Below are 23,193 nucleotides of genomic sequence, written 5' to 3'. Positions count from 1 at the left end.
GCACTGTCAAGATCTATCTTCGTTCGATATCGACTCATAAAATAGAAGGTATGAGCTATTCGGACGACGCGTTCACGCTGGGCAGGCGGGTTGTCACGCCGCTGCCTGGGGTGTTCGACGGTGCGGTGTCCGGGCTCAGTGCGGCGGGCGCGGTGACGCGGTTGCGGCGGCTGACGGTGGAGCAGAACCGGTTGGAGGCGGAGCGGTCGGCGGTGCTGACCAGGCTCTACGAGCTGCGCGATGACGCGCGGCGGGTGCGGGAGGAGTCCTCGCGTCGGTTCGTCGACGACTGGGATGAGCTGGTCGCGGAGGTCGGTGCCGCCCTCGGGGTCGGGCGGACGGCTGCCGGGTCGGCGGTGCATCGTGGGCTGGATCTGCGGGAGCGGTGCCCGCGGTTGTTCGAGTTGTTCGCCTCTGGGGCGGTGAGCCCGGCGGTGGTGCGGGAGGTGCTGCGCGCATCCGCAGCGGTCCTCGACGACGAGGTCGCGCTGGTTTTCGACGAGCGGATCACGGCCTGGCTGACCGCCCGCAGCGGGCAATCCCTGTCGGTGCGGGCGGTGACGGATGCGGCGAAAGGTGCCCTGGTCCGGCTCGATCCCGCAGCGGCGCGGGAGACACCTCCGGCGCCGCCGCGGGAGCGGCTCGAGTTCCATACCCGCGCGGACGGGTTGGTCGATCTGGAGGCGGTGATGCCGAAGCAGGAGGCACTGCGGTTGTCCGCGCTCATCGGCCCGGTCGCGCAGTCGGTGTGCCGGGACGACGGCCGCACCCTGGGACAGCGGCAGGTCGCCGCCCTCGTCGCCCTCACGGAGGGGTACGAGAGTTTGGCATGCCTGTGCGGCAAGCAATCGTGCGAGCTGCGCGCGGCCCGCCCCAGGACCGGCGCGGTCTCGCAGGACATCCGGGCCCTGGCAGTGATCGTCCTCAACGAATCCGACCTCGCCGATGCCATGGCCGACGCCACTGACGCGCTCGACGACGACGCGGCCCCGCCCGAACCCGAACCTGATTTGTTCACTGATGACGCCGCGGACGAGACGGGTCACGTCGCGACCGGTGACATTGCAGTCGAGCACGACGAGGGCATCGATGCCGGTACCGGCATCGATGCGGGCCGCGGAGCGGTCGTCCTGACCGGGGATCCGGGCATCACCGGCCCGGTCACCGTCGAGCAGGCCCGGGCGCTGATCGCCGCCAGCCAGACCCAGTGGCGGGTCCTCGGCCGCCGCGACCCCGAAACCGGGGAGGTCCACGCCCGCGGCGCCGGCGGGTACCGGCCCACCTGGTACCAACTGCTCGTCATGCGCCTGACCTACCCCACCTGCGTCTTCCCCGGCTGCACCGTGCCGTCGGACCGCTGCCAGGCCGACCACGTCACCGAGTTCGACCGCCACGATCCCTCCGAGGGCGGGTCGACGACGGTCGCGGGAAAAGGCACCGCGGGGAACCTGGTGCCGCTGTGCGGATTCCATCACCGCATCAAGACCGAGACCGGCTGGCTCTCCGACCTCCTACCCGACGGCACCGTCGAATGGCGACACCCCGCAGGCGGAGTGCACACCGTCCCACCCGGCACCGCCCGAGACCTCCTCCCAGGGCTCGAACGGATCATCTGGGACGCCCCCGACCCCACACCACCCAAGCCGAAGAACCCCGACGGACTCACCACCGCCGCGAAACGACGCGCGAAAGCCCGCCGCGCCCTCCGCGCGGAGAACCAACTCCTACGCCACCGGAACCACGAACGACAGAAGGCCGAATCCGAAGCCCGGCAACGAGAACACGAACGCGCCCGCGCCGAGGCGGCCGGCGAGGAGTACGACGACACCGCACCCCTCGAGCCCCCGCCCTTCTAGGCGCCGGGCCGGCGGAGCGGCCTCACAGCCCCGCGGCCTCGAGGGCCTGCTCGTAGAGGTCCGTCGCCTCGTCGCGGGACTTGCCCGCGGCGAGGGCGTCGGCGAAGACGGCGCGCAGCTTCTCCTCCCCCGCGGCCTCGAAGCGCTTGGTCCACGCCTCGGCGTCGTGCCGCCAGTACCCGACGACGTCGGCGCGGTCGCGCGCCCACCCGAGGCCGCGCACGTGCTTCTTCGCAGCACGGGTGTCGGCCGCCTCCCCGGCCAGCCAGAGGTAGCCGTCGGCCGGCAAGTCGACGGTGCGGAGCACCTCGGGCAGGCGGCTGGGCGCGGCGCCGTTGCCGCTGCCGATCACCTCGATCACCTCGGTACCGGGACGCTCCGGGAGGTAGGCGATCTCGCTGCGGTCGAGGACCTCGGCGATGACAGTGACGTCGACGCCGGCGGGCGTCTTCTCGAGGATCCGGGCGAGCGCGGGCAGCGCCGCGAGGTCGCCCGCGAGCACGTGCCGCGACGCGTCCTCCGCGGGGTCGTACCAGGAGCGGGGGCCGGCGGCCAGGAGCCGCCAGCCCGGGCGGGCGGCGCGGAACCAGTCGATGGCGGGACCGTGGCCGTGCTCGGCCACGTCGACGAGCATGCGGCGGGTCGCCGGATCGTAGGCGCGCACCGAGTAGTTGCGGTGGCCCAGGCTGCGCTCGGGATCGGCGATCTCCCAGCCCCCGAGCGCGCCGGGGTCGTCGGAGGGGCGGGCCGTCAGCTCGGTGCCGTCCGGCGAGAAGTAGAAGGCGATGGACTCGTCACCGGGCGCGATGGGGACGTAGCCCCCGGCGGTGCCGTCGCCCACCTCGAACTCGAGGCGCAGTAGGTTCTCCGCGACCTGCGCGGTCGCGGTGAGGGTCAGGACGAAATCGTTCCACTTCATGGGTCACTCCGATAGGTCGGGCCGCGGCGCGAAACGCGCTCGCTCCGCGGCGAACAGGACGGCGGTCTTGTGCGGGAGCTCGATGACGCCGAGCCGGGTCATGCCCAGCGCGGCGCTCACGCCGACGGCGGCGGTGTTGCGCGCGTCGGGTTCGGTGAGCATCCGGCGACAGCGCGGCTCGGCGCGGAAACCCGCGTCGATGAGGGCCGCGCCGATGCGGGCGCCCCAGCCGTGGCCGCGGTGAGCGGGCGAGCCGATGGCGAGGTGCACGCCCACGTCGTACGGGTCGGACTCGTAGCACCGCGCGACCACGTCGGCATGGGCGCGATACAGCTCCACGTAGGCGATGTCGACGCCGCCGTGCGCGACGATCGCGGGAGCCGTGTGGCCACCGTCGAGCTGCCCGATCAGGTGGGTGCGCCAGCGCTCGCGGGGCCACGCCTGTCCCCACGCCGCCGCCACGGCCGGGGTGTTCATCCAGCCGTGCACGAGGTCGACGTCGGCGGAATCGGGGTCGACGACCCGCAGGTCGAAGCCCGGCAGGTGCAGCGCGGCGAGAAAATCGCCGATGGGCGGATGCTCGCGGCCCTCGAGCCGGCGGCCGACCGCGGCGTGGTCCAGCATGCACAACCCCCAGTAGCGAAGTGTAGGCTTACCTACCTGATCGCACCGCAGATTACCCCAAGGAGACGGTTTCCGATATGTCCACCTCCCCGCTGACCGCAGACCGCGTGCGCGCCGACGTCGCCGAGTTGCTGCAGGTCCCCGCGCAGTCGATCGCGGACGACGACAACCTCTTCGACCTGGGCCTGGACTCGGTCCGCGTGATGACGCTGATCCAGCGCTGGCGCGACGCGGGCGCCGCCGAGCTCGAGTTCCCCGACCTCGCCGAGCAGCCCGAGCTCGCCCATTGGCAGCGGCTCGTGGTCGGCGGATGAACCCGTTCGACGAGCCCGACGCGGGCTTCCTCGTCCTCCGCAACCACCTCGAGCAGCGCTCGCTGTGGCCCCGTTTCGCCGAGATCCCGGCGGGCTGGACCGTCGAGTTCGGCCCGTCCTCGCGCGAGGACTGCCGCACGCACATCGAGGCCGCGTGGACGGACCTCCGCCCACAGCGCGCCGACCTCCCCCGCTAGCCACCCACCGCTCAGGAGCCCCCTACGTGACCCTCGCAGAGGCCGCCCCTTCCCCGGCATCGGCCGGCACCGACGCACCGATCCTGCTGCCGCTCACCGCGGCCCAGCACGGGATCTGGAACGCGCAACGGCTGGAACCGGACTCGCCGTACTACGTGGTGGGCGACGTGCTGGAGATCGTCGGCGACCGCGCGGTCGACCTCGGCGCCCTGCGCACCGCGATCACGCGCACCGTCGCGGAGGCCGGCAGCCTCCGCCTGCGGGTGGTCGAGACCGAGGACGGTCCGCAGCAGTGGATCGACGACGGTACCGTTTCCGAGCCGATCGTGGTGGACCTGCGCGGCGAGCCCGACCCGCGGGCCGAGGCCGAGGCCGCCGTGGCCGCGGAGCGCGCGCGACTGGCGGCGCACTGCACGGCGATGACCGACCGCGACCTCTTCGCCTTCCGCATCCTGCGCCTGTCGGACACCGAGGTCTGGTACACCCAGCTCGGGCACCACCTCGTCTTCGACGGCTACTCCGCCGCGATGCTCTCCCGCCGCGTCGCCGCGCACTACACGGCGCTCATCGGCGGGGCGGAGCCGCCGAAGTCCCCGTTCGGCTCCTTCGCCGAGTTCGTCGCGGCCGATCAGGAGTACCGCGCGAGCGCGCGGCACGAGGCCGACCGCGCCTACTGGCGCGACGAGCTCACCCCGCTGCCCGAGCCGCCGGAGCGCCCCGGCTTCGACGGCCCGGCGAGCGAGGTACTCACCGCCCGCACGGAGCTGTCCCCCGAGATCTTCGACGCCCTGCGCCGGGTCGCCGACGAATCCGGCACCACCTGGGGCGAGGCCCTCATCGCCTGCTACGCCGCCTTCCTGCACCGCTCGCTCGGCGAGTCCGACGTGGTCTTCGCGATGCCGCTCATGTGCCGCAGCGGCGGGGTCGCCCTGCGCACCCCCGCGATGGCGGTGAACGTGCTGCCCCTGCGCCTGCCGGTGCGCGCCGACGACCGGTTGGCCGACCTCAGCGCCCGCGTCGCGGAGACCATGCGGCGCATGCGCGCCCACCAGCGCTACCGCGGCGAGGACCTCCCCCGCGACCTGGGCTCCCCCACCGTCGGGGCGCTGCTGCACGGACGGGGCATCAACCTCAAGGCCTTCGACCTCACCCTCGACTTCGCCGGCTCGGCCGGCACGATGCGCAACGTGGCGGGCGGCCCCCCGGAGGACTACGGGCTGAGCGTCATCCCCACCGGCAACGGCGGGCTCCTGGTGGGCTTCGAGGTCGACGCGCGTTCCGCGACGCACGAGCAGGTAGAGGGCCGGCTCGACGCCGTCGTCACGCTCATCACCGAGCTCGCCTCCCCCGCCGCGCCCGCGCTCGGCAAAGTGGAGCTGCTCCCCGCCGGCCTGCGCGAGAAGCTGATCAAGCGCTCCCGCACACCGGAATCCGCGCACCCCGTCCAGGACGTCCCGGCCGCGCTGGAGGCGCAGGCCCGCCGCGATCCCGCTGCCCTCGCCCTCGTCCACGGCGACGACCGGCTCACCTTCGGCGAGCTCGCCGATCGGGTGCACCGCACGGCCCGCCTGCTCCGCGCGGAGGGCGCGGGGGCCGACGACGTGGTCGCCCTGGCGTTGCCGCGCGGCGTCGACCTGGTGGTGGCGATCCTCGCGGCCCTCGACGCGGGCGCCGCCTACCAGTACCTCGACCCGGCGCACCCCGCCGCCCGGCACGCCGAGCTGGTCGCGGACTCGCGGCCCGTGCTCCTGGTCGGCGTCACTGGTTCCGCTGCGCCCGACGGTGTCCCGCAGCTTCGGCTCGACGATCCGGCGATCGGCGCGCGGCTCGACGAGCTGTCCGGCGCCCCGCTCAGCGAGTCGGAGCTCGCCGCGCCGCGGGACCCGGACCACCTCGCCTACGTCATCCACACGTCCGGCTCCACCGGTCGCCCGAAGGGCGTCGCGGCTCGCACCGGCGGGCTCACGAGCCTGCTGCGACACCACCGCGCGACGCTGGCCGATCTGGCGACGGCCCGCGACGCCGAGCGCCGCCTGCGCTGCGCGCACACCTATTCGTTCTCCTTCGACGCCTCCCTCGACCAGTTGCTGTGGCTGCTCAGCGGCCATGCGCTGCACCTGTACTCGACCGAGACCGCCCGCGACGCCGACGCCCTGCTGGCCGCGTACCGCGCCGACCGGATCGACGTCGTGGACACCACCCCGTCGATGGCGGCGCCGCTCATCGACGGCGGGCTGATCGACGGCGAGCACCGCCCGTCCCTGCTGATCCTGGGCGGCGAGGCGACCGGGCCCGCGCTGTGGCGCCGGATCGCGGCCGCCGGCGTGCCCGCGGTGAACGTCTACGGGCCCACCGAGGCCGCCGTGGACGCCACCGCCGCGCTCGTCGCCGGGGAGACGCCGGTCATCGGGCGCGCCGTGCCCGGCACCGCCGCCTACGCGCTCGACGGTGCGCTGCAACCGGTCCGGGACGGCGAGATCGGCGAGCTGTACCTCGCCGGACCGCACCTGGCGCGCGGCTACCTGAACCTGCCCGCGGCGACCGCCGAGCGGTTCGTCGCGGATCCCTTCGGCGAACCGGGCTCCCGCATGTACCGCACCGGCGACCGCGTGCGGTGGGCCGGGGACGGTGGCTACGAATACCTGGGACGCGGCGACGGCCAGGTGAAGATCCGCGGCTACCGGATCGAACTGGCCGAGGTCGAGACCGCTCTGGCCGCCGTGTCCGGAGTGACGAGCGCCGCCGCCGTGGTACGCACCGACGCCGGCCGAGACCGCCTCGTCGGCTACGTGACCGGTTCGGTGACCGCCGACGACGTCCGCGCCGCACTCGGCGAGGCCCTGCCCGACCACATGGTGCCCTCGGCGGTGGTCGTGCTGGACGAGCTGCCGGTGACGATCAACGGCAAGCTCGACCGCGCCGCCCTGCCCGCGCCCGCCGTGCAGACCGCCGGCCGGGCGCCCCGCACCGACCGCGAGCGGCTGCTCTGCGCGGTGGTCGCCGCCGCGTTCGACGTCCCCGAGGTGAGCGTCGACGACGACTTCTTCAGCCTGGGCGGCGACAGCATCAGCGCCATCACGGTGTGCAGCGAGCTCCGGGCCGCCGGGCTCGACGTGCGGCCCCGGGACTTCCTCTCCGGCAGCAGCTTCGCGACGCTGGCCGCCGGCGCCGCCGAGACCGCCGCGGTGGACGAGGGCCCCGTCGTCCCCGCCGAGGGCGAGTTCCCCGTGCCGCCGATCGTCGCCGCCCTGCTGGGTCTCAACCCTGACCCGAGGGACGTCGCGGGCTACGCGCAGTGGATCGCCCCCGAGCTGCCCGTCGGGGCCACGCTCGAGACGGTCCGGACGGCTCTGCAGGCCGTCGTCGCCGCGCATCCCGCACTGCGGCTGCGTCTCTCGGGCCCCTCGATGCTCACGATCGACGAGGCGGCCCCGCCCGTCGAGGTCACCGCGGGCGACGGCACCGTCGACTCCGCGGCGGCCGAGCTCGCCGCCGAACTCGACCCCGCCGCCGGTACCGTGCTGCGCGCGCGGATCGTGCGCGGCGACGACACCCCGGACCGTCTCGTCCTGGTGATCCACCACCTCGCCGTCGACGGCGTCTCCTGGCGCGTGCTGCTGCAGGACCTCCCGCAGGCGCACCGGGACGCGGCCGCCGGCCGCGCGCCCGCCGTCCGCGCCGAGGCGACGCCCTGGCGCGCACACGCCCTGGCCCTCGCCGAACAGGGCGAGCGCGGCACGTACCGAGGCGAAGTCGACCTGTGGCGGGCCGCACTCGACGACGCCGAGCGGCTCGGCGCGCGACTGCTCGACCCGGCCGTCGACCGCGTCGCCACCGCGGCGGTCACCCGAACCCGGACTCCCGCGCCCCTCGCCGAGCCGGTGACCTCCGGGCTGGCACGGGCGTACCGCGCCAATGCCGAGGAGACGCTCCTGGCGGCCCTCGCCCTGGCGCTCCGACTGCGGCGCCGCCGCGCCGGGCTCGCCCCGCGCGCGGCCGCGGCGGTCACCGTCGAGGGGCACGGCCGCGAGCAGGTGCTGCGCTCCGCGGATCTCGCCCGGACCGTGGGCTGGTTCACCGTGGAACACCCCGTCCGCCTTCCCGTCCCGCTCGACGACGCGGAGCTCGACGACGCCCTCGCGGGCGGCGCCGCGGCCGGGCGGCTCGTCCGCGCCGTCAAGGAGGCCCGCCGCGGCGTGCCCGGGCAGGGCATCGGCTACGGCGTCCTCCGGCACTTGGACTCCGAGGCGGGGCCGCTGGGCGCCGCGCCGGACGTGGTCTTCAACTACCTCGGCCGGTTCGCCGCGCCCGACGACGGCTGGCGGCTCCCGGGCGACACCCCGTTCGCGGTGCTCGACCCGGCCACGAAGGCGCTCGAGCAGGTGCTCGCCATCAACTGCTTCGACGGCGCCGACGGTCTCACCGTCGAGTGGACCGCCGCGGGCGGCGTGCTGGACGCCGCCGCGGTCGCCGAGCTCCAGACATGCTGGGCCGAGGCCGTGCGCGCGCTCGCCGCGCACGCCGCGCGGATCGGGCCCGACGGTGGCGGTCTCACCCCGTCGGACCTGCCGCTGGTGACGCTGGACCAGGCCGACATCGATCACCTGGAGCAGGACGGCCCGATCGCCGACGTGCTGCCGGCGACCGCGCTGCAGGTGGGTCTCGCGTACCACTCGCAGGTGTTGGCCGAGGGCGAGCCCGACGTCTACACGGTGCAGGCCGCGACGTACCTCGACGGCCCCGTCGACCCCGACCGGATGGCGGCCGCGGCGGCGGAACTGCTGCGCCGAGTGCCCTCGCTGCGCACCCGGCTGGGCTACACGGCCTCGTCCGACGTGGTGCAGGTGATCCCGGAGACGGTGCGCCCCGATTTCACGTTCGTCGACGTCGCGGACCGCGAGGATCCGGCGGCGGCGTTCGCCGCGGTCGCCGCGGCCGAGCAGGCCCGCCGCTTCGACCCGTCGACGGCGCCGCTCATCCGGTTCCTGCTGTGCCGCACCGGCCCCGACCGGCACCGGCTGGCGCTCACCAATCACCACTCGCTGCTCGACGGCTGGTCCATGCCGATCGCGGGCCGTACCCTGCTCGCGATCTACGCGGAGCTGGGCGGCGGCCCGGCGGCACCGGCGTCGGCGCCGCTCGACGGCTACTACCGCTGGCGCGCGGACCGGGACGTCCCCGCCGCCCGCGCGGCGTGGGCCGCCGAGATGGCCGGCCTGGAGGCGCCGACGCTGCTGGCGCCCACCGGTTCCGGTGCCGCCGACGCCGCGCCGGAGCGCATCCTCGTCGAGCTCGACGACGACCTGACCCGCGGCCTCGCCGAGCTGGCGCGCACCCGCGGCGTCACGCTGACCAGCGTGCTGCACACCGCGTGGGGACTGCTCCTGGGCCGGCTGACCGGCCGCCGCGACGTGGTCTTCGGCTGCCCCGTCTCGGGCCGCCCGGTAGAAGTGCCCGACGTGGGCACGATGGTCGGGCAGCTCGGCGAGTCCATCGCGATCCGCGTGCGGGCCACGCCGGAGCAGCCGGTCGGCGAGGTCCTCGCCGACGTGCACCGCCGCGCCCTCGCGCTCTCCGACCACCATCACCTCGGCCTCGTCGAGATCACCCGCGCCGCAGGGCTCGGGGATCTCTTCGACACGATGGTCGTCACCGAGAACTTCCCGCTCTCCGACCGCAGCGTGCAGCCGGTCGAGCCCGGCCTCGACCTCACGGGCGTCGACATCACGGACGCCACCCACTATCCGCTCACCGTGGTCGTCCTCCCCGGCGAGCGCCTGACGCTGGGCCTGGGCTACCGCACCGACGTGCTCGCCGAGGAGACCGTGCGCGCCTACGGCCGGTGGCTCACCGCGGTGCTGCGCGCCGTGGTCGCCGCGCCGGACACCCCGGTCGGGGCGATCGGCACGCTGCCGGCCGACGAGCGGGCCACGATGCTAGCACTGGGCGACGTGCCCCTGCGCGGCGCGTACGGGCCGCTGCTCGAGGAATTCGGCGCGCACGTCGCCGCGACGCCCGACCACCCCGCCGTGGTCTGCGACGACGAGCAGCTGACCTACCGCGAGCTGGACGAGGCCGCGAACCGGATCGCCCACCGCCTGCTGGCCGACGGGGTGCGGCAGCAGGACGTGGTGGCGGTCTTCGCCGAGCGCGGACTGCCCTGGTACGTCGCGGTCTTCGGCGTGCTCAAGGCGGGCGCGGTGTACCTGCCGCTCGATCCTTCGTATCCCGCGGCGCGGCTGCAGTTCCTCCTGGAGGACGCGGCACCGTCGGCCGTGCTGACGTGCGGCGCGATCCCGGAGGCCACCACGGCCTCCGTGCCCGACGGGGTGCCCGTGCGCGCGGTGGACCCGTGGGACGTCGCCGGCGAGGCGACCGACCCGGCGCACGCGCGGGAGGGCCTCACGCCGGACGCCCTGGCGTACATCATCTACACGTCCGGCACCACGGGCCGGCCGAAGGGCGTCGCGGTGAGCCACCGCGGCCTCCCCGATCTGATGGCCTTCGTGATGGAGGCGCTGGGATTCCGCTCCGACGAGCGGGTCCTGCAGACCGGCTCGCCCAGCTTCGACATCTCCGTGCTGCAGGTCCTCGGCCCGCTCATGGCGGGTGCCACCTCCGTGATCGCGCCCGACGCCGTGCGCGTTCCCGGCGACGAACTGCTGGAGTACATCGAGCGGCAACGGGTCTCGGTGATCAACCTGCTGCCCTCCTTCCTGGCGGCGATGCCGGACCACGCCGAGGTGGACCCGTCGGTGATCTTCATGGTGGGCGCCGAGCGCCTCGACCCGGAGCTCGCGGACCACTGGGGGCGGGGCCGGCGCGCCCTGTTCAACTGCTACGGCCCGACCGAGGCGACGATCAACGCCGTCACCTGGCGGTACGAGCCCGACGACCCGGGCCCCCTGCCCATCGGCCGGCCCGACCCGAACCTGCCCTGCTACGTGCTCGACGAGGGCCTCAACCCGGTGGGGACGGGCGTGCTCGGCGAGCTGTACCTCGCGGGCGACTCGCTGGCCCAGGGCTACCTGCACCGCCCGGACCTCACCGCGGCGACCTTCGTGGCGAACCCGTTCGGGGAGCCCGGATCCCGGATGTACCGCACGGGCGACCTGGTCGCGTGGCGGGAGGACGGCAACCTCTCCTTCCACGGCCGCGCCGACCACCAGGTGAAGGTCCGCGGCCTGCGGATCGAGCTGGGCGAGATCGAGACCGCCCTCGCGCGGCAGCCCGGCGTGCGCGCCGCGGCCGTGCTGGTGCGCGGCGACCGGCTCGTCGGCTACCTGGTCCGCAACGACGGCGCGCAGCCCGATCCCGAGGCGATCCGCACGGCGCTGGGCGCGGAGCTCCCCGCGCACATGGTCCCCGCGGCCTACGTGGTCCTGGACCGGCTCCCCCTGGGCCCCACCGGCAAGCTGGACCGGGACGCCCTGCCGGAGCCCGCGGCGCGGGCCGACGCCGGCCCCGACCGGGAGCCCGCGACCGCGGCCGAGGCGGCGCTCCTCGCCGTCTTCCGCGAGCTGCTGGACACCGAGGAGGTGCGGCTGTCGGACGACTTCACCGAGCTGGGCGGCGACTCGCTCGTCTCCCTGCAGGTGGTCTCGCGGGCGCGTCGCCTCGGCTTCGAGCTCAGCGCGCGCGACGTGCTGGAGGGTCGCTCGATCGCCGGGATCGCCGCTCGCGCGGTGGAATCCGAGGCGCCGGACGCCCCGGCGGGCAGCGACTTCGAGCAGTTCCTCGACGTGCTGCGGCTCGGCGGGACCGACGCTCCGGACGTCTTCACCGGGCGGCATCCTGCCAAGGTCGGCGTGCACACCTTCGGCGGCCAGATCCTGGCGCAGGCGATCGTGGCCTCGGCATCGACGCTCTCCGCTGCGCCCCTTCCGCTGCACGCCGCGCACACCCACTTCGTCGAACTCGGCACGGTCACGGAGGATCTCACCTATCGCGTGACCCGCCTGCGGGATGGCCGGACCGCCGCGAACCGGCAGGTCACCGTCGAACAGGACGGACGGATCCTGGCGGTCATGACGCTCGCCTACCAGGCGGACGCCTCGAACCCGCTGGAGCACACCGAAGCCGCGCCGGCGGCCGGCGATCCCCTGGCCCTGCCCACGATGGCGGAGCGGTTCGCCGGGCACGAGTCGCGGCTGCGCGCCCTCGTCGACGCCTCGCACCCGATCGAGATGCGGTTCGCGTCGGATCCGGTGTGGGACAAGCGGGACGCCGACGGCGCCGATAGCCGGAACCTGGTGTGGATGCGCGCCGACGGTGCGCTGCCCGACGATCAGGTGCTCCACGACGCCGCCCTGGCGTGGGCGTCCGACCTCACCGTGCAGGACCCGATCATCGCCCGGCACGGCCTGGCGTGGGGGTACGACCGGGTCGGCGCGGCGACGCTGAACCAGTCGCTGTGGTTCCACCGGCACACCCGGTTCGACGAGTTCCATCTGCTGGTCGTGGATTCCCCCGTCGCCCGAGGGGGACGAGGCCTGTCCACCGGGCACTTCTACGCCGGCGGCGAGCTGGTGGCCACGGTGACCCAGGAGGCGATGGTCCAGGTGCTCCCGGACTGACCTCGGGAGTGGGAACGCGAACAGCCGCGGCCGGAGTGATATCCGGACCGCGGCTGTTCGCGTTGTGGAGCGGGTGGAGCCGTTACTTCTTGAACATCTTCTCGACGACGTCGAGCGTGGCGATGGCCTTGTCGAAGTCGGGGCGCTGCACCCAGTAGGGCAGGTCGAAGGCCCGGTTCGCGGCGAAGGCCGGGAGCGAGGCGTAGACCGGCTGCGAACGCAGCGAATCCGCGGTGAAGGTCTGGCCGCTGAAGCCCACGATGAAGACCGAGGGCTGCGTCACCGTGCTGGGCAGCGCCTCCTGGGTGATCTCGTAGGAGTCGCCACCGGCGGTGTACGGCTTGAACTTGCCGCTCGCGAAGATCGGCGCGGCCTCGATGCCCAGCTTGGCGAACTCGGTAGGCACGCCGCGGTTCTCGATCAGGCCGTAGGCCTTGCCCTGCGCGGTCATCGACAGGAAGGCCACGGGGCCGGGGGGCGGCGTGATGCCGGCCTTGACCTGTGCGACCCGGTCGTCGTACTTCTTCACGGCGTCCTGGTAGACCTGCGGCTGGTCGAACGCCTTGGCCAGGAACTCGAACTGCTGGTTCCAGCTCTCCAGCTTGTTGTCGACCACCAGCGTCGGCGCGATGGCCTTGAGCCGGTCGTAGGCGTCGCCCGTCTGCTTGAACGGGAAGCCGAGGCCGCCGCCGACGATGAGGTCGGGCTTCTCCGCCGCGATGGCCTCGATGTCGTAGCCACCGGCGGGCCAGTGCATGAACTTCGTGCCGGCCTTGGTGAAGTCGTCCTTCCACGCGTCGAAGGGCTGGGCCTTCGCAGGATCACGATCGGTGTACTCGGTGACCATCGCGGTCACGGGGAGGCCCAGGTCGTAGAGGTAGCCCGCGAGGTTGTAGTTGAGCAGCACGACGCGCTTCGGCTTGACGGGGATCGTGATGTCCCCCTTCACCGTGCTGACGGTGCGCGTCGCGGACGCCTCGGTGCCGGAGTCGGTCGAACCGCCCCCGCAGCCGGCGACCAGGCCGACGGCGCACAGGATGGCGACGAGGTATCGCACGTGCTTGGCCATGAACTAGCCCTTTCTCAGGATATTTAGGACAGGCTTATCAAAGCATATGAAGGCGCTGACGCGGCACCCCGCCCCACTCATCGATGAGGTTAGGGTAACCAAAGCTTGATCGGTACGGTGGTGCCATGAGCCGCGCAGAGTCCCCCACCCCCGCCGGCACGGTCGCCCGCACCGTCGCGCTCGCCGTCGCCGGCCTCGTCCTGGTCCTGTTCACGGCCGCCGTCCTCCTCTCCCAGATCTTCGCCGCGGTCTCCGCGGCGTCGGTGTTCACACCGGTCTGGCGGGCGATCGGCACCGTCGGGGCCCTGGTCACCGGCAGCGACCCAGCCCCCGTCGACGTGGCCACCGGCAGCGATCTCGCCTGGGCCTGGCAGTTCCACGCGGGCGCACTGGTCATCGGCATCGTCGCGGGCCTCGTCTGGGGCGCGCTCGCCGTGCGGTCCGGCACGCGGGGAGCGGCGGGCGTCGACCGCGCCGCCCGCGTGCTCCGCGCGATCGCCTGCGCCGTGCTCGCGGTCGCGATGCTGCTCTACGGCCTGGCCAAGGTGATCCCCGCGCAGATGGGCCACATGAACCTGCCCGCGTACCAACTGCAGGCCGTCGGCGATACCGAGCCCTTCTCCCTGCTCTGGGGGTACATGGCCGCCTCGACGCCCTACACGGTGGTCACCGGCGCGATCGAGCTCACCGCCGGCCTGCTGCTGATCGCTCCCCGCACCCGCCTCGCCGGGGCGCTGCTCTCGGTCGTCGCGCTCACCCAGATCGTTCTCCTCAACCTGTTCTACGACGTCCCGGTCAAGCTGCTCGCCGCCGAGCTCCTGGTGATCGCGCTGGTCCTGGTGTTCCCGTACCGCCGCGCGCTGCTGCGCGCCGTCCTCCCCGCCACGGCCTCGCCCGCGCGGCGCACCGGAACCGTGGCCGCCGCCGTCCTCGCCGTGGTCCTCATCGCCGCCACCGTCGCCGGGAACCTGGCGCGGGTGGACACGATGAACACCCCGCGCGACCCGCGCGACGGGGTCTGGCGGGCCACGGCCCTCACGATCGACGGCGCGCCCGCCCTCGCCACGGGCGATGCGGGCCCCGTCTGGACGTCGATCGCGATCACCCTGCGCGGCACCGCGGACCGTCCGGCGAAGGGATCGGCGCAGGACAGCCTGGTCACGCAGACCCCCGACGGTGCGGTCACCGCCTGGGGGCTGCGGGCCGACGGCGACCGGTTCACCGTGCGCCGGGGCGCCGGCGCCGCGCCCGTCGATCTGCAGGTCACGACGGTGCCCGACGGGCTGCGGCTGTCCGGCACCGTCGACGGACGGCGGCTCGACGCGCGGTACGAGCGGCGCTCCCTGGAACGGCATCACGACATCCGCTTCGTGCAGGCCCCCTTCGATCGCACGCGCCCTCGGCTCTAGTGGCACAGTGGTCTTCCATGGAGCTACGCATCTTCGTCGAACCCCAGCAGGGAGCCACCTACGCCGACCAGCTCGCCGTCGCGCGGACCGCGGAGGAGACCGGATTCGGGGCCTTCTTCCGGTCGGATCACTACGTGGCGATGAACGTCGACGGGGCGCCCGGCCCCACCGATTCGTGGATCACCCTCGGCGCGATCGGCCGTGAGACCTCCACCATCCGCCTCGGCACGCTGGTCACCTCCGCCACGTTCCGGTTCCCCGGACCGCTGGCGATCTCGGTCGCGCAGGTCGACGAGATGTCGGGCGGGCGCGTGGAGCTGGGCCTGGGCGCCGGTTGGTTCGCGGAGGAGCACGCCGCGTACGCGATCCCCTTCCCCGACGTGAAGGAGCGCTTCGACCGCTTCGAGGAGACCCTCGAGATCGTGACCGGCCTGTGGGAGGCGCAGGGCCCCTACACCTTCCGCGGCGAGCACTTCTCGCTCACCGACTCCCCCGCGCTGCCCAAGCCCGCGCAGAAGCACGTGCCGATCGTGCTCGGCGGCGCCGGCAAGAAGCGCAGCGCCGCCCTGGCCGCGCGCTTCGCCGACGAGTACAACACGCCCTTCGTGCCCGTCGCCGAGGCCGCCGCGGTGTGGGCCCGGGTCGACGCCGACGCCGTCGCCGCGGGGCGCGACCCGCAGTCGATCATCAAGTCCGCCGCGCAGGTGGTGTGCGGCGGTTCGGACGAGGCGACCGTCGCGCGGCGGGCCGCGACCATCGGCCGCGAGCTGCCCGAGCTGCGGGAGAACGGGCTCACCGGCTCCGCCGGCGAGATCGTCGACAAGCTGGGCACCTTCGCCGAGGCCGGCGCCTCGCGGGTGTACCTGCAGGTGCTGGACCAGAGCGACCTCGACCACGTCGAGTGGATCGGCGCCGAGGTGCTGCCGCAGGTCGCCGACCTGTAGCCGCTACGCCACCGAAACCGGCCCTCAGCTCGGTCGCGCGGAAGTATTTCCGTCGAGGACGAGCTGAGGGCCGGTTTCTGTACGCAGGTCAGGCGCCGGCGGCCAGGAGGTTGGTCGCGGTGCGGCGCGCGAGCGCCATCGTGGTGATCATCGGGTTCACGCCGGAGCAGGTGGGCATGCCGCTGGCGTCGGCGATCCACACGCCGCGGGTGTCGTGCAGCTCGCCCGACGGATTCGCCACGGACGTGACGGGATCCGCGCCGAGCGGGGCGCTGCACATCTGGTGCGCGCTGAACACCGGGGTGCCGCCGGGTCCGATCGGAATCTCGTTCACCTGCGCGATGAAGGCGTTGAGATCGTCGCCGCGGGTCCACGGCGCGAAGCGCTGGCCGGCCACGTAGATCTGCCGCGCGCCGGCGGCCTCCTGCATCCGGATCGAGGCGGCGATGCCCTCGCGGAAGTGCTTGCGGTCCAGCTCGTCGTCGAACGGGTAGGCGTGCACGGCCTCGCCGTCCTCGTCGATCGTCACCGAGCCGACGCCGCGGTCCTTGACGAGCACCACCCAGTCGGCGCGGTTGCGGTACTGCGCCGTGAGCTCCTTGTGCGCGGCGCCGCCGAGCCACGGGACGACGCTGGTGAAGAGGCCCGGCAGGTGCTGCACACACTCGACGAGGAAGCCGTAACCCGAATCGGCGTCGGCGAACTCGGTCATCACGCCCGCCATCGCCGGGCCGTGCCACGGGTCCTGCGGCTCGTCGTAGATGCCGCTCACCAGCGTCGCTGGGTGCAGCCGCAGCGTCGTGCCGACAGCCGGGCCGCCGAGCCCCGAGCGGAGCAGCAGCGCGGGCGATTCCAGGCTGCCGGCGGAGACGACGACGGTGGGCGCGTCGATCCGGACGGCGGTCTGCGCGCCGGTCGCCGGGTCGGTGTACGTCGCATCGACGCCGGTGGCGGCGCCGTCGGCCGTGGTGATCAGCTGCACGCGAGTGTTCGGTAGCAGCCGGGCGCCCGCGTCGGACGCGTCCTGCAGGAAGGTGCGCAGGGCGCCGTTCTTGGCTCCGGTCTGGTCGCCCATGCCGCTGTACGCGCTGCGCACCGGGTCGAACCGATCGGGGTTCACGTTGAGATCGACCTTCTTGTAGGAGTAGCCGAGCCCGGCGGCGCCGTCGGACAGCCGCTCGTGGGGGCCGTTCTGCAGCGCGACGTCCTGGTTGCAGCCCATCCGCGCGAAGACCGCGTCCAGGTGCTCGTCGAACTCGGGGCCGAGGGCGTCGTCGAGACCCGCGCCGGCCCACTCCTTGCGGACCGTCTCCGGGGTCCTGAGCGAGTTGGACCAGTTCACGGTGCTGCCGCCGCCGACGGTGCCACCCGCGGCCAGCATCACCATGCCGTCCGCGGAGGGGAAGAAGCCGCCGCGCAGGAACAGCGTCTGGTAGGCGAACAGCTCGTTCTGCACGAAATCCGCCTCGTTGCGGTAGCTTCCGCCCTCGACCACGATCACCCGCTTACCGGCCTGCGCCAGGATCGCGGCGGCGACCCCGCCGCCGCTGCCGCTCCCGACGATCACCACGTCCGCGGCGAGGGTCTCGTCCGCAGGCGGGGTGATCGCGGTGATGGTCTTGGGCGTCGCCGGCGGCGCGGAGACCGGTCCCGGGTAGCCCATTCCCGCCCACAGCGGGTTGCGGCCCTGCTCGTCCATGAGGCCGTAAGCGATCATCGTCGACAGCTGGCACAGGCTCGCGATCGCCAGCGCCGCCTCGGCCCCCGACGCCGCCAGACCCGCGAGGATCGCCTCACGGGCGTCCTGTTCGCCCTCGGCCAGCCCGGCGTCCGCGGCGGCACCGAGCAGTCCGGCCAGACCGGCGAGCTGCTCGCCGGACATGTGCCCGAGCAGGTACTCCTCCACGGCGGCGTCGACCAGGAGGTCGCTGCCCTTCACCGCCCAGAAGCCGGTCGGGTCGTCGTCGCGGGGCACCGACGCGACGAAGGTGTCGACAACGGCGGTGAGTGCGGCGCGTTGGCGAGGATCGAAGGCGAAGGTCATCTCGGTGCTCCCTGGGTGTGCGACATTGTTCGGGAGTTCCAATACTCACTGTGATGCGCGTCATAGTCTTGGCGTCATGAGCAAGATTCGCGACGACATTTGTCCGCCGGAACAAAACGGGCCGTCGTGGCGGGGCTGACACCGCCGGCCCGGGAGTGGCTCGCGGAGTTCGCGCGGGCGGGCGAGAACGAGCAGGCCCTCGACGCCATGGTCGGCGAGGTCGACGACGCGATCGTCGCGGCGCTGCCGGAGATGGACGAGCCGCTCCTGCGCACCGAGCTGGACGCCAGCACCCGGGCGCACTGGCGCGGCGTCCTCGGCAACGCCACCCGCGAATCCATCGTCGTGCGCCCCGGCGAGGAGACACACGATCTCGCGCGGACGATGGCGCGGCGCGGCTTCGAGCTGCGCGTGCTGCTCGCGGTGTACCGGGTGGGGCAGAACGCGGCGTGGGACCTGTTCACCGCGCGCGCCGCCGTCGAGATCGCCGACGCCGAGGTGCGCTCGCAGGTGCTGCTGCACTTCTGGCCGCGCGTGACCCAGTGGCTCGACGCCTCGATCGAGGAGATGATCGGCACCTTCGTCGCCGAGCGCGAGCAGTGGCAGCGGGGCGCCCTGGCACGGCAAGCCGCCACCGTCGACGCGGTGCTGGCCGGGCAGGACGTCGATCCCGCGGAGGCGACCGCCGCCCTGAACTACCCCGTCGCGGCGGCGCACACCGCCTACACGCTGTGGGTGGACGAGGCCGTGGCCGACGCCGACGTGCAGCGGCTCCTCGAGCGCGCCGCGACGGCCGTGCATCGGGAGGTCCGCGGCGAGCACCGCCTGGCGCAGCGGATCGGCGCGCGCTCGCTGCGCTGCTGGAGCTCGGGATCGGGCGTACCCAGCGCTCTCGACCTGCCGCCGACGGTGCGCTGCGCGCTCGGCACCGCGCATCCCGGGATCGACGGCTTCCGTCGCAGCCACGCGGAATCCGCGGCGGCGCTGACCGTCGCGCGGCGGACGGGGCGCGGCCTCGTGGCCTACCGGGACGTGGAGCTCGCCTGCCTCGCGCACGGCATCGCGGGGCCGGACGGGCCGTCGACGCTGGTAGAGCGCGAGCTGGGCGACCTCGCCGCCGACACCGCAGCTGCGGCGAGGCTCCGCGAGACGGCGCTCGCCTACCTCGGCGCCGGCGGCGACGCGCGCGCGGCCGGCGCGGCCCTGATGCTGCACCCGAACACCGTGCGCTACCGGATCCGCCAGGTGGAGCAGGTGCTGGGGCACCCCATCGACGAGCGCCGCGTGTACGTCGAGCTGGCGCTGCACTCGGTGCGCACCTTCGGCGTCAGTCCTGCAGCGCACCCTTGAGATACGCGGCGGCGCCGAGATGCTGGGCGCAGTCGTCGACGATGCTCACCAGGCGGACCGCGACGGTGACCGGCGGGTCCCAGGCCGCGTCGATCACGCGGGCCAGCTCGTCCGGCGTGACGCCGTCGAGGTAGCGGGTCGCCATGGCATCGACGTCGCGGAAATAGCCGATGAGCAGCGCATCGCTGCCGTGCACCTCGGCCGCCTCGGCACGGGTGTGGCCGTAGCCCGTCGACTCCGGCGGCAGGTCGAGGCCGAACCGGCCGTACCAGTCGTTCGCGGTCCAGACCTCCGGGACGCCGGCGATCGGCGCGAGCTGGGCGTCGATCACCCGGGCGCTGTGCCACACGAGCCATGCGATCGTGTTGGCGTCCGGCACGATCCGTCTGTTCGCGATGTCGGGGTCGAGTCCCTCGGTGACGTCCTCCACGTGCTCGCGGATCCGGGCGAACGCGTCGATCAGCAGGTCCCGTGCAGCGGCTGAGTCCATGTCTCCGACGGTACGCCGCTACCGCCACAGGCAGGGCCCATCAGGAACCCACGAGCAGGAGAAGACAGAAGCCGATGATGAGGAGCAGGAAGGCGCCGCAGAGCGACAGGATCGCGATCTGCGCGATCTTGACGCCGTTGACCGGCGGTGGGGGCGGCGGAGTGAAGCTGAAGCGCCCGGGCGTCCCGATACCGTTCGGGGCGGCGTAGAAGACGGTGACCGTCTGTCCTGCGGCCACCCTGAGCGGGATGCTCGCGGTGCCGAACTGCGTGTTGAGCACCGCGCTGCCGGGAGTGCCGCCGAAACTCCCGAAGGCACCCAACTGAACGCTGAGTACGCGGTCCCCAGGGGTGACGGGAAGGAAGCTCTCGCCCCAGTTCGACATCCGGGCGACGCTGTCGACGAAGGCGCTGACGTTCACGCCGTGCTCGTACTTGATGAACGCGTTCGCCGAGTCACCCGGCACGCAGATCAAACGGATCCACCCCTGCGCAGGCACCGCTGGAAACGCCACATCCACTCCTTCGTCCTCGGCGCCGATCGGCGCGTCGAGGACAGAGTGCCGGGAACGTCTTTCGCGATACTTGCGCCGGGCTGAAGGCGGCACACCTGCGCAGCGACCCGCCCCCGTCCATCAGCCCAGGCTGCGGCCGAGCTGGCGAGACAGGACCGCGGCGAAGGCGGCGGGATCGGCGACCGAGCCGCCCTCCGCGAGGAGGGCTGTGCCGTAGAGGATCTCGGCGGCATCGGTGAGCGCCTCGTCCTCGGCGGGCGCCTCCGCGGCGGCGACCCGGTCGCGCAGGCTCTTGACGAGCTCGTTCTCCGGATTCAGCTCCAGCGTGCGACGCGTGCGGGGCACCTCCTGGCCGCTCGCCCGGTACATCTGCTCGAGCTGCGGGGTGAGGTCGAACTCGCCGCCGACCAGGCAGGCCGCCGAGGTCGTGAGGCGCGACGTGAGGCGCACGCCGGCCACGTCCTCGTCAAGAGTCGTCGCCAGCCATTCCGTCAGCTGCTCGAAGCCCTCCGTCTCCGGCACGTCGTCGCCGAGGTCGGCCTCACCCTTGGCGACGGAGACGAACCGCTTACCGTCGAACTCGGCGCCGGTGGTCCACAGCTCGTCGACCTGATCGGTGAGGAGCAGGACCTCGAAGCCCTTGGCGGCGAAGGCCTCCAGGTGCGGCGAGGACTCCAGCCGGGCGCGGGAGTCGCCGGCGGCGTAGTAGACGACGTCCTGCCCCTCGGGCATGCGGGCGACGTAGTCGGCGAGTCCGGTGGTACCGGTCTCGCTGAACGTCGACTCGAACGACGATGCCTTGAGCAGGGTTTCGCGGTTGTCCTGATCGTCGAGCAGGCCCTCCTTGAAGACCGCGCCGAACGCCGACCAGAAGGTGTCGTACTTCTCCCGCTCGTTCTCGCGCAGCGCGGTGACCGTCTGCAGGACCCGCTTGACGAGGCGCTTGCGGATCATGACCAGGTGCCGGTCGTTCTGCAGGATCTCGCGGGAGACGTTGAGCGACAGGTCCTGCGCGTCCACGACACCGGCGACGAACCGCAGGTACGGCGGCAGCAGGGCCTCGCAGTGGTCCATGATGAAGACGCGCTTGACGTACAGCGCGGGGCCGGACTTGGTGTTGCGGTAGAACATGTCGAACGGCGGCATGGTCGGGATGAAGAGCAGCGCCTGGTACTCGAAGGTGCCCTCGGCGCGGACCGAGATGGTCTCCAGCGGCTCGTCGAAGGCGTGGCTGACGTGGCGGTAGAAGTCGGCGTACTCCTCGTCGGAGACCTCCTCCTTCGGGCGCGCCCACAGCGCCTGCATGGAGTTGAGGGTCTCCGGGCCGGGCGCCTCGGCATCGTCGGCCTCGGCGTCGTCGGCCTCGGCGACCGGGGCGGGGGCCAGGCGGATCGGGAAGGCGATGAAGTCGCTGTAGCGGCGCACGACCGAGCGCAGCACGTGCTCGGAGGTGTAGTCGTGGAGGCTCTCGTCGCCGTCGGCGGCGCGCAGGTGCAGCGTGATGGTGGTGCCGTGGCCCGCGGGGACGTCGTCGCCGGTGAGGTCGGTGACGGTGTACGTGCCGTGCCCCTCGGATTCCCACCGGGTGGCTGTGTCCTCGCCCGCCCTGCGGGTCACCAGGGTCACGCGGTCGGCGACCATGAACGCCGAGTAGAAGCCGATGCCGAACTGGCCGATGAGCTCCGCGGAGGCGCCCTGCTCCTTGGCCTGCTTCGCGGCCTCGAGCTTGCGCCGGAGCTCGCCGGTGCCGGACTTGGCAAGGGTGCCGATGAGGTCGACGACGTCCGCGCGGCTCATGCCGATCCCGTTGTCGGAGATCGTGAGCGTGTGCGCCTCGGGGTCCGTGCGCAGCTCGATGTGCAGGTCCGAAGCGTCGGCCTCGAGGTCCTTGTCCTGGTATGCCTCCAGCCGCAGCTTGTCCAAGGCGTCCGAGGCGTTGGAGATCAGCTCGCGCAGGAAGACGTCCTTCTCCGAGTACACGGAGTGGATCATCAGCGACAGCAGCTGATCGGTCTCGGCCTGGAACTGGAGGGTCTCTGCGGTCACGTCGTCGCCTTTCTCATCACGGACGGTGCTGGGATCGATTCTGCCAACCGGGTGAGACGGGCTCACCACGGCCTCACCCCTGCACGGTCGGAAGGACGATCATCGAGGCTACGTTGACGGCGGCGGGCAGCGATGCACTCCAGACAACGGCGTCGCCGATCGCGGACGCCGGAATCGGCGGGTTCTCGACGGCGTACCGCTTTAGGGCCTCGGCGGCGTGCGGGTCCGTGACGCCCGCCGCGAGCTCCGACTCGACCATGCCGGGTTCGATGACCCGGACTCGGACACCGCGGGGGCCGAACTCCGCGCGGAGGTGGTTCGTCAGGTGCGCGACGGCGGCCTTTGTCGCGTTGTAGACGGAGTAGCCCGGCAGCACCATGTGCGCGCCGATGGAACCGACCAGGACCAGGTCGGCGGGTCCGCTCTCCGCCGCAGCGACGAGGTCATCGATCGTCGCGCGGACAGTGGTGAGCAGGCCTGTGATGTTGGTGGACACCATGCGGTCCCAGTCGCCCTCGGCCGCGGTGTCGAACGCCGCGGGAAGCATGGCGCCGGCGTTGGCGACGACGAGGTCGAACCGGCCAACGCGGTCGCGGAGCTGGTCGACGGCGCCGGCGAATCCCGCGCAATCCGTGACGTCCGCGGCAGCGTGGGCGGCGCCGGTCGCGGCGGCGACCTCGGCGAGGCGGTCGGCACGGCGGCCGATCACCGCCGTTCGCGCTCCGGCCGCGCCAAGGGCGGCGGCGGTGGCAGCACCGATGCCGCTTCCGGCGCCGGTGATGAGGGCTGTGCGTTCAGTCAACGAGGTCATGCCCATGACGCTGCCCCGTCTGGGCGGGGC

At 72.9% G+C, this 23,193-nt stretch carries 15 protein-coding genes; 7 read left to right on the top strand and 8 right to left on the bottom strand.

Annotated features, from left to right (window positions below):
• Positions 1 to 50: 50 nt before the first annotated feature.
• Complete coding sequence (locus tag ACLQ3K_RS08325; RefSeq protein WP_425998499.1) at positions 51 to 1,856, top strand: DUF222 domain-containing protein; 1,806 nt, start codon at positions 51 to 53, stop codon at positions 1,854 to 1,856.
• A gap of 22 nt (positions 1,857 to 1,878) precedes the next feature.
• On the opposite strand, the gene ACLQ3K_RS08320 is transcribed toward ACLQ3K_RS08325, so the two are convergent.
• The gene (locus ACLQ3K_RS08320; RefSeq protein ID WP_425998497.1) at positions 1,879 to 2,775 is read right to left on the bottom strand and encodes a siderophore-interacting protein; all 897 of its coding nucleotides are present in this window, start codon (positions 2,773 to 2,775) and stop codon (positions 1,879 to 1,881) included.
• Between the two features lie 3 nt (positions 2,776 to 2,778).
• On the bottom strand, positions 2,779 to 3,399 hold the full coding sequence (locus tag ACLQ3K_RS08315) for a GNAT family N-acetyltransferase (RefSeq protein ID WP_425998495.1): 621 nt from the start codon (positions 3,397 to 3,399) through the stop codon (positions 2,779 to 2,781).
• Between the two features lie 77 nt (positions 3,400 to 3,476).
• Here ACLQ3K_RS08315 and ACLQ3K_RS08310 point away from each other — a divergent pair, with 77 nt between their 5' ends.
• From ACLQ3K_RS08310 to ACLQ3K_RS08300, 3 genes are read left to right on the top strand one after another with little or no spacing between them, the layout of a single operon-like run.
• A complete protein-coding gene (locus ACLQ3K_RS08310) occupies positions 3,477 to 3,713 on the top strand; it encodes a phosphopantetheine-binding protein (protein ID WP_068522885.1) in 237 nt (78 codons plus the stop codon).
• On the top strand, positions 3,710 to 3,910 hold the full coding sequence (locus ACLQ3K_RS08305; RefSeq protein ID WP_224645226.1) for an MbtH family protein: 201 nt from the start codon (positions 3,710 to 3,712) through the stop codon (positions 3,908 to 3,910). The genes ACLQ3K_RS08310 and ACLQ3K_RS08305 overlap by 4 nt, the downstream gene beginning before the upstream one ends.
• 26 nt (positions 3,911 to 3,936) lie before the next feature.
• The gene (locus ACLQ3K_RS08300) at positions 3,937 to 12,486 is read left to right on the top strand and encodes an amino acid adenylation domain-containing protein (RefSeq protein ID WP_425998492.1); all 8,550 of its coding nucleotides are present in this window, start codon (positions 3,937 to 3,939) and stop codon (positions 12,484 to 12,486) included.
• 82 nt (positions 12,487 to 12,568) lie between these two features.
• On the opposite strand, the gene ACLQ3K_RS08295 is transcribed toward ACLQ3K_RS08300, so the two are convergent.
• On the bottom strand, positions 12,569 to 13,555 hold the full coding sequence (locus tag ACLQ3K_RS08295) for a Fe2+-enterobactin ABC transporter substrate-binding protein (RefSeq protein WP_425998490.1): 987 nt from the start codon (positions 13,553 to 13,555) through the stop codon (positions 12,569 to 12,571).
• Between the two features lie 125 nt (positions 13,556 to 13,680).
• Here ACLQ3K_RS08295 and ACLQ3K_RS08290 point away from each other — a divergent pair, with 125 nt between their 5' ends.
• Positions 13,681 to 14,964, top strand: coding sequence for a hypothetical protein (locus tag ACLQ3K_RS08290; protein WP_425998488.1), 1,284 nt, complete (start codon positions 13,681 to 13,683; stop codon positions 14,962 to 14,964).
• Between the two features lie 17 nt (positions 14,965 to 14,981).
• A complete protein-coding gene (locus ACLQ3K_RS08285) occupies positions 14,982 to 15,908 on the top strand; it encodes an LLM class F420-dependent oxidoreductase (protein WP_425998486.1) in 927 nt (308 codons plus the stop codon).
• Positions 15,909 to 15,996: 88 nt separating this feature from the next.
• Here ACLQ3K_RS08285 and ACLQ3K_RS08280 read toward each other — a convergent pair whose 3' ends face one another.
• The gene (locus ACLQ3K_RS08280) at positions 15,997 to 17,952 is read right to left on the bottom strand and encodes a GMC family oxidoreductase N-terminal domain-containing protein (protein ID WP_425998484.1); all 1,956 of its coding nucleotides are present in this window, start codon (positions 17,950 to 17,952) and stop codon (positions 15,997 to 15,999) included.
• 126 nt (positions 17,953 to 18,078) lie between these two features.
• On the opposite strand from ACLQ3K_RS08280, the gene ACLQ3K_RS08275 reads away from it, so the two are divergent.
• Positions 18,079 to 19,302, top strand: a complete 1,224-nt coding sequence (locus ACLQ3K_RS08275; protein ID WP_425998482.1) for a helix-turn-helix domain-containing protein — start codon at positions 18,079 to 18,081, stop codon at positions 19,300 to 19,302.
• On the opposite strand, the gene ACLQ3K_RS08270 is transcribed toward ACLQ3K_RS08275, so the two are convergent.
• The 4 genes from ACLQ3K_RS08270 to ACLQ3K_RS08255 form a co-directional block, all read right to left on the bottom strand.
• Positions 19,280 to 19,792 carry a mycothiol transferase gene (locus ACLQ3K_RS08270; RefSeq protein WP_336670978.1) on the bottom strand — a complete coding sequence of 171 codons (513 nt, stop codon included), beginning with the start codon at positions 19,790 to 19,792 and terminating at the stop codon, positions 19,280 to 19,282. The genes ACLQ3K_RS08275 and ACLQ3K_RS08270 overlap by 23 nt on opposite strands.
• A gap of 40 nt (positions 19,793 to 19,832) precedes the next feature.
• Entirely contained in the window at positions 19,833 to 20,399 is a 567-nt protein-coding gene (locus ACLQ3K_RS08265; protein WP_425998480.1) for a hypothetical protein, read from the bottom strand.
• Positions 20,400 to 20,426: 27 nt separating this feature from the next.
• Complete coding sequence (gene htpG / locus ACLQ3K_RS08260; protein WP_425998478.1) at positions 20,427 to 22,352, bottom strand: molecular chaperone HtpG; 1,926 nt, start codon at positions 22,350 to 22,352, stop codon at positions 20,427 to 20,429.
• Between the two features lie 73 nt (positions 22,353 to 22,425).
• Complete coding sequence (locus tag ACLQ3K_RS08255) at positions 22,426 to 23,163, bottom strand: SDR family oxidoreductase (RefSeq protein ID WP_425998476.1); 738 nt, start codon at positions 23,161 to 23,163, stop codon at positions 22,426 to 22,428.
• Positions 23,164 to 23,193 lie beyond the last annotated feature (30 nt).

Source organism: Tsukamurella sp. DT100, assembly GCF_049844855.1.
In the GTDB taxonomy this organism is placed as follows: Bacteria; Actinomycetota; Actinomycetes; order Mycobacteriales; family Mycobacteriaceae; genus Tsukamurella.
Note: the sequence above shows the minus strand (reverse complement) of the source record. Positions and strands in the feature narration are given on the sequence as shown.

Coding starts and splice junctions, on each gene's coding strand:
- ACLQ3K_RS08325 (WP_425998499.1), top strand. CDS start 51: ATGAGCTATTCGGACGACGCGTTCACGCTGGGCAGGCGGGTTGTCACG.
- ACLQ3K_RS08320 (WP_425998497.1), bottom strand. CDS start 2,775: ATGAAGTGGAACGATTTCGTCCTGACCCTCACCGCGACCGCGCAGGTC.
- ACLQ3K_RS08315 (WP_425998495.1), bottom strand. CDS start 3,399: ATGCTGGACCACGCCGCGGTCGGCCGCCGGCTCGAGGGCCGCGAGCAT.
- ACLQ3K_RS08310 (WP_068522885.1), top strand. CDS start 3,477: ATGTCCACCTCCCCGCTGACCGCAGACCGCGTGCGCGCCGACGTCGCC.
- ACLQ3K_RS08305 (WP_224645226.1), top strand. CDS start 3,710: ATGAACCCGTTCGACGAGCCCGACGCGGGCTTCCTCGTCCTCCGCAAC.
- ACLQ3K_RS08295 (WP_425998490.1), bottom strand. CDS start 13,555: ATGGCCAAGCACGTGCGATACCTCGTCGCCATCCTGTGCGCCGTCGGC.
- ACLQ3K_RS08290 (WP_425998488.1), top strand. CDS start 13,681: ATGAGCCGCGCAGAGTCCCCCACCCCCGCCGGCACGGTCGCCCGCACC.
- ACLQ3K_RS08285 (WP_425998486.1), top strand. CDS start 14,982: ATGGAGCTACGCATCTTCGTCGAACCCCAGCAGGGAGCCACCTACGCC.
- ACLQ3K_RS08280 (WP_425998484.1), bottom strand. CDS start 17,952: ATGACCTTCGCCTTCGATCCTCGCCAACGCGCCGCACTCACCGCCGTT.
- ACLQ3K_RS08270 (WP_336670978.1), bottom strand. CDS start 19,792: ATGGACTCAGCCGCTGCACGGGACCTGCTGATCGACGCGTTCGCCCGG.
- ACLQ3K_RS08255 (WP_425998476.1), bottom strand. CDS start 23,163: ATGACCTCGTTGACTGAACGCACAGCCCTCATCACCGGCGCCGGAAGC.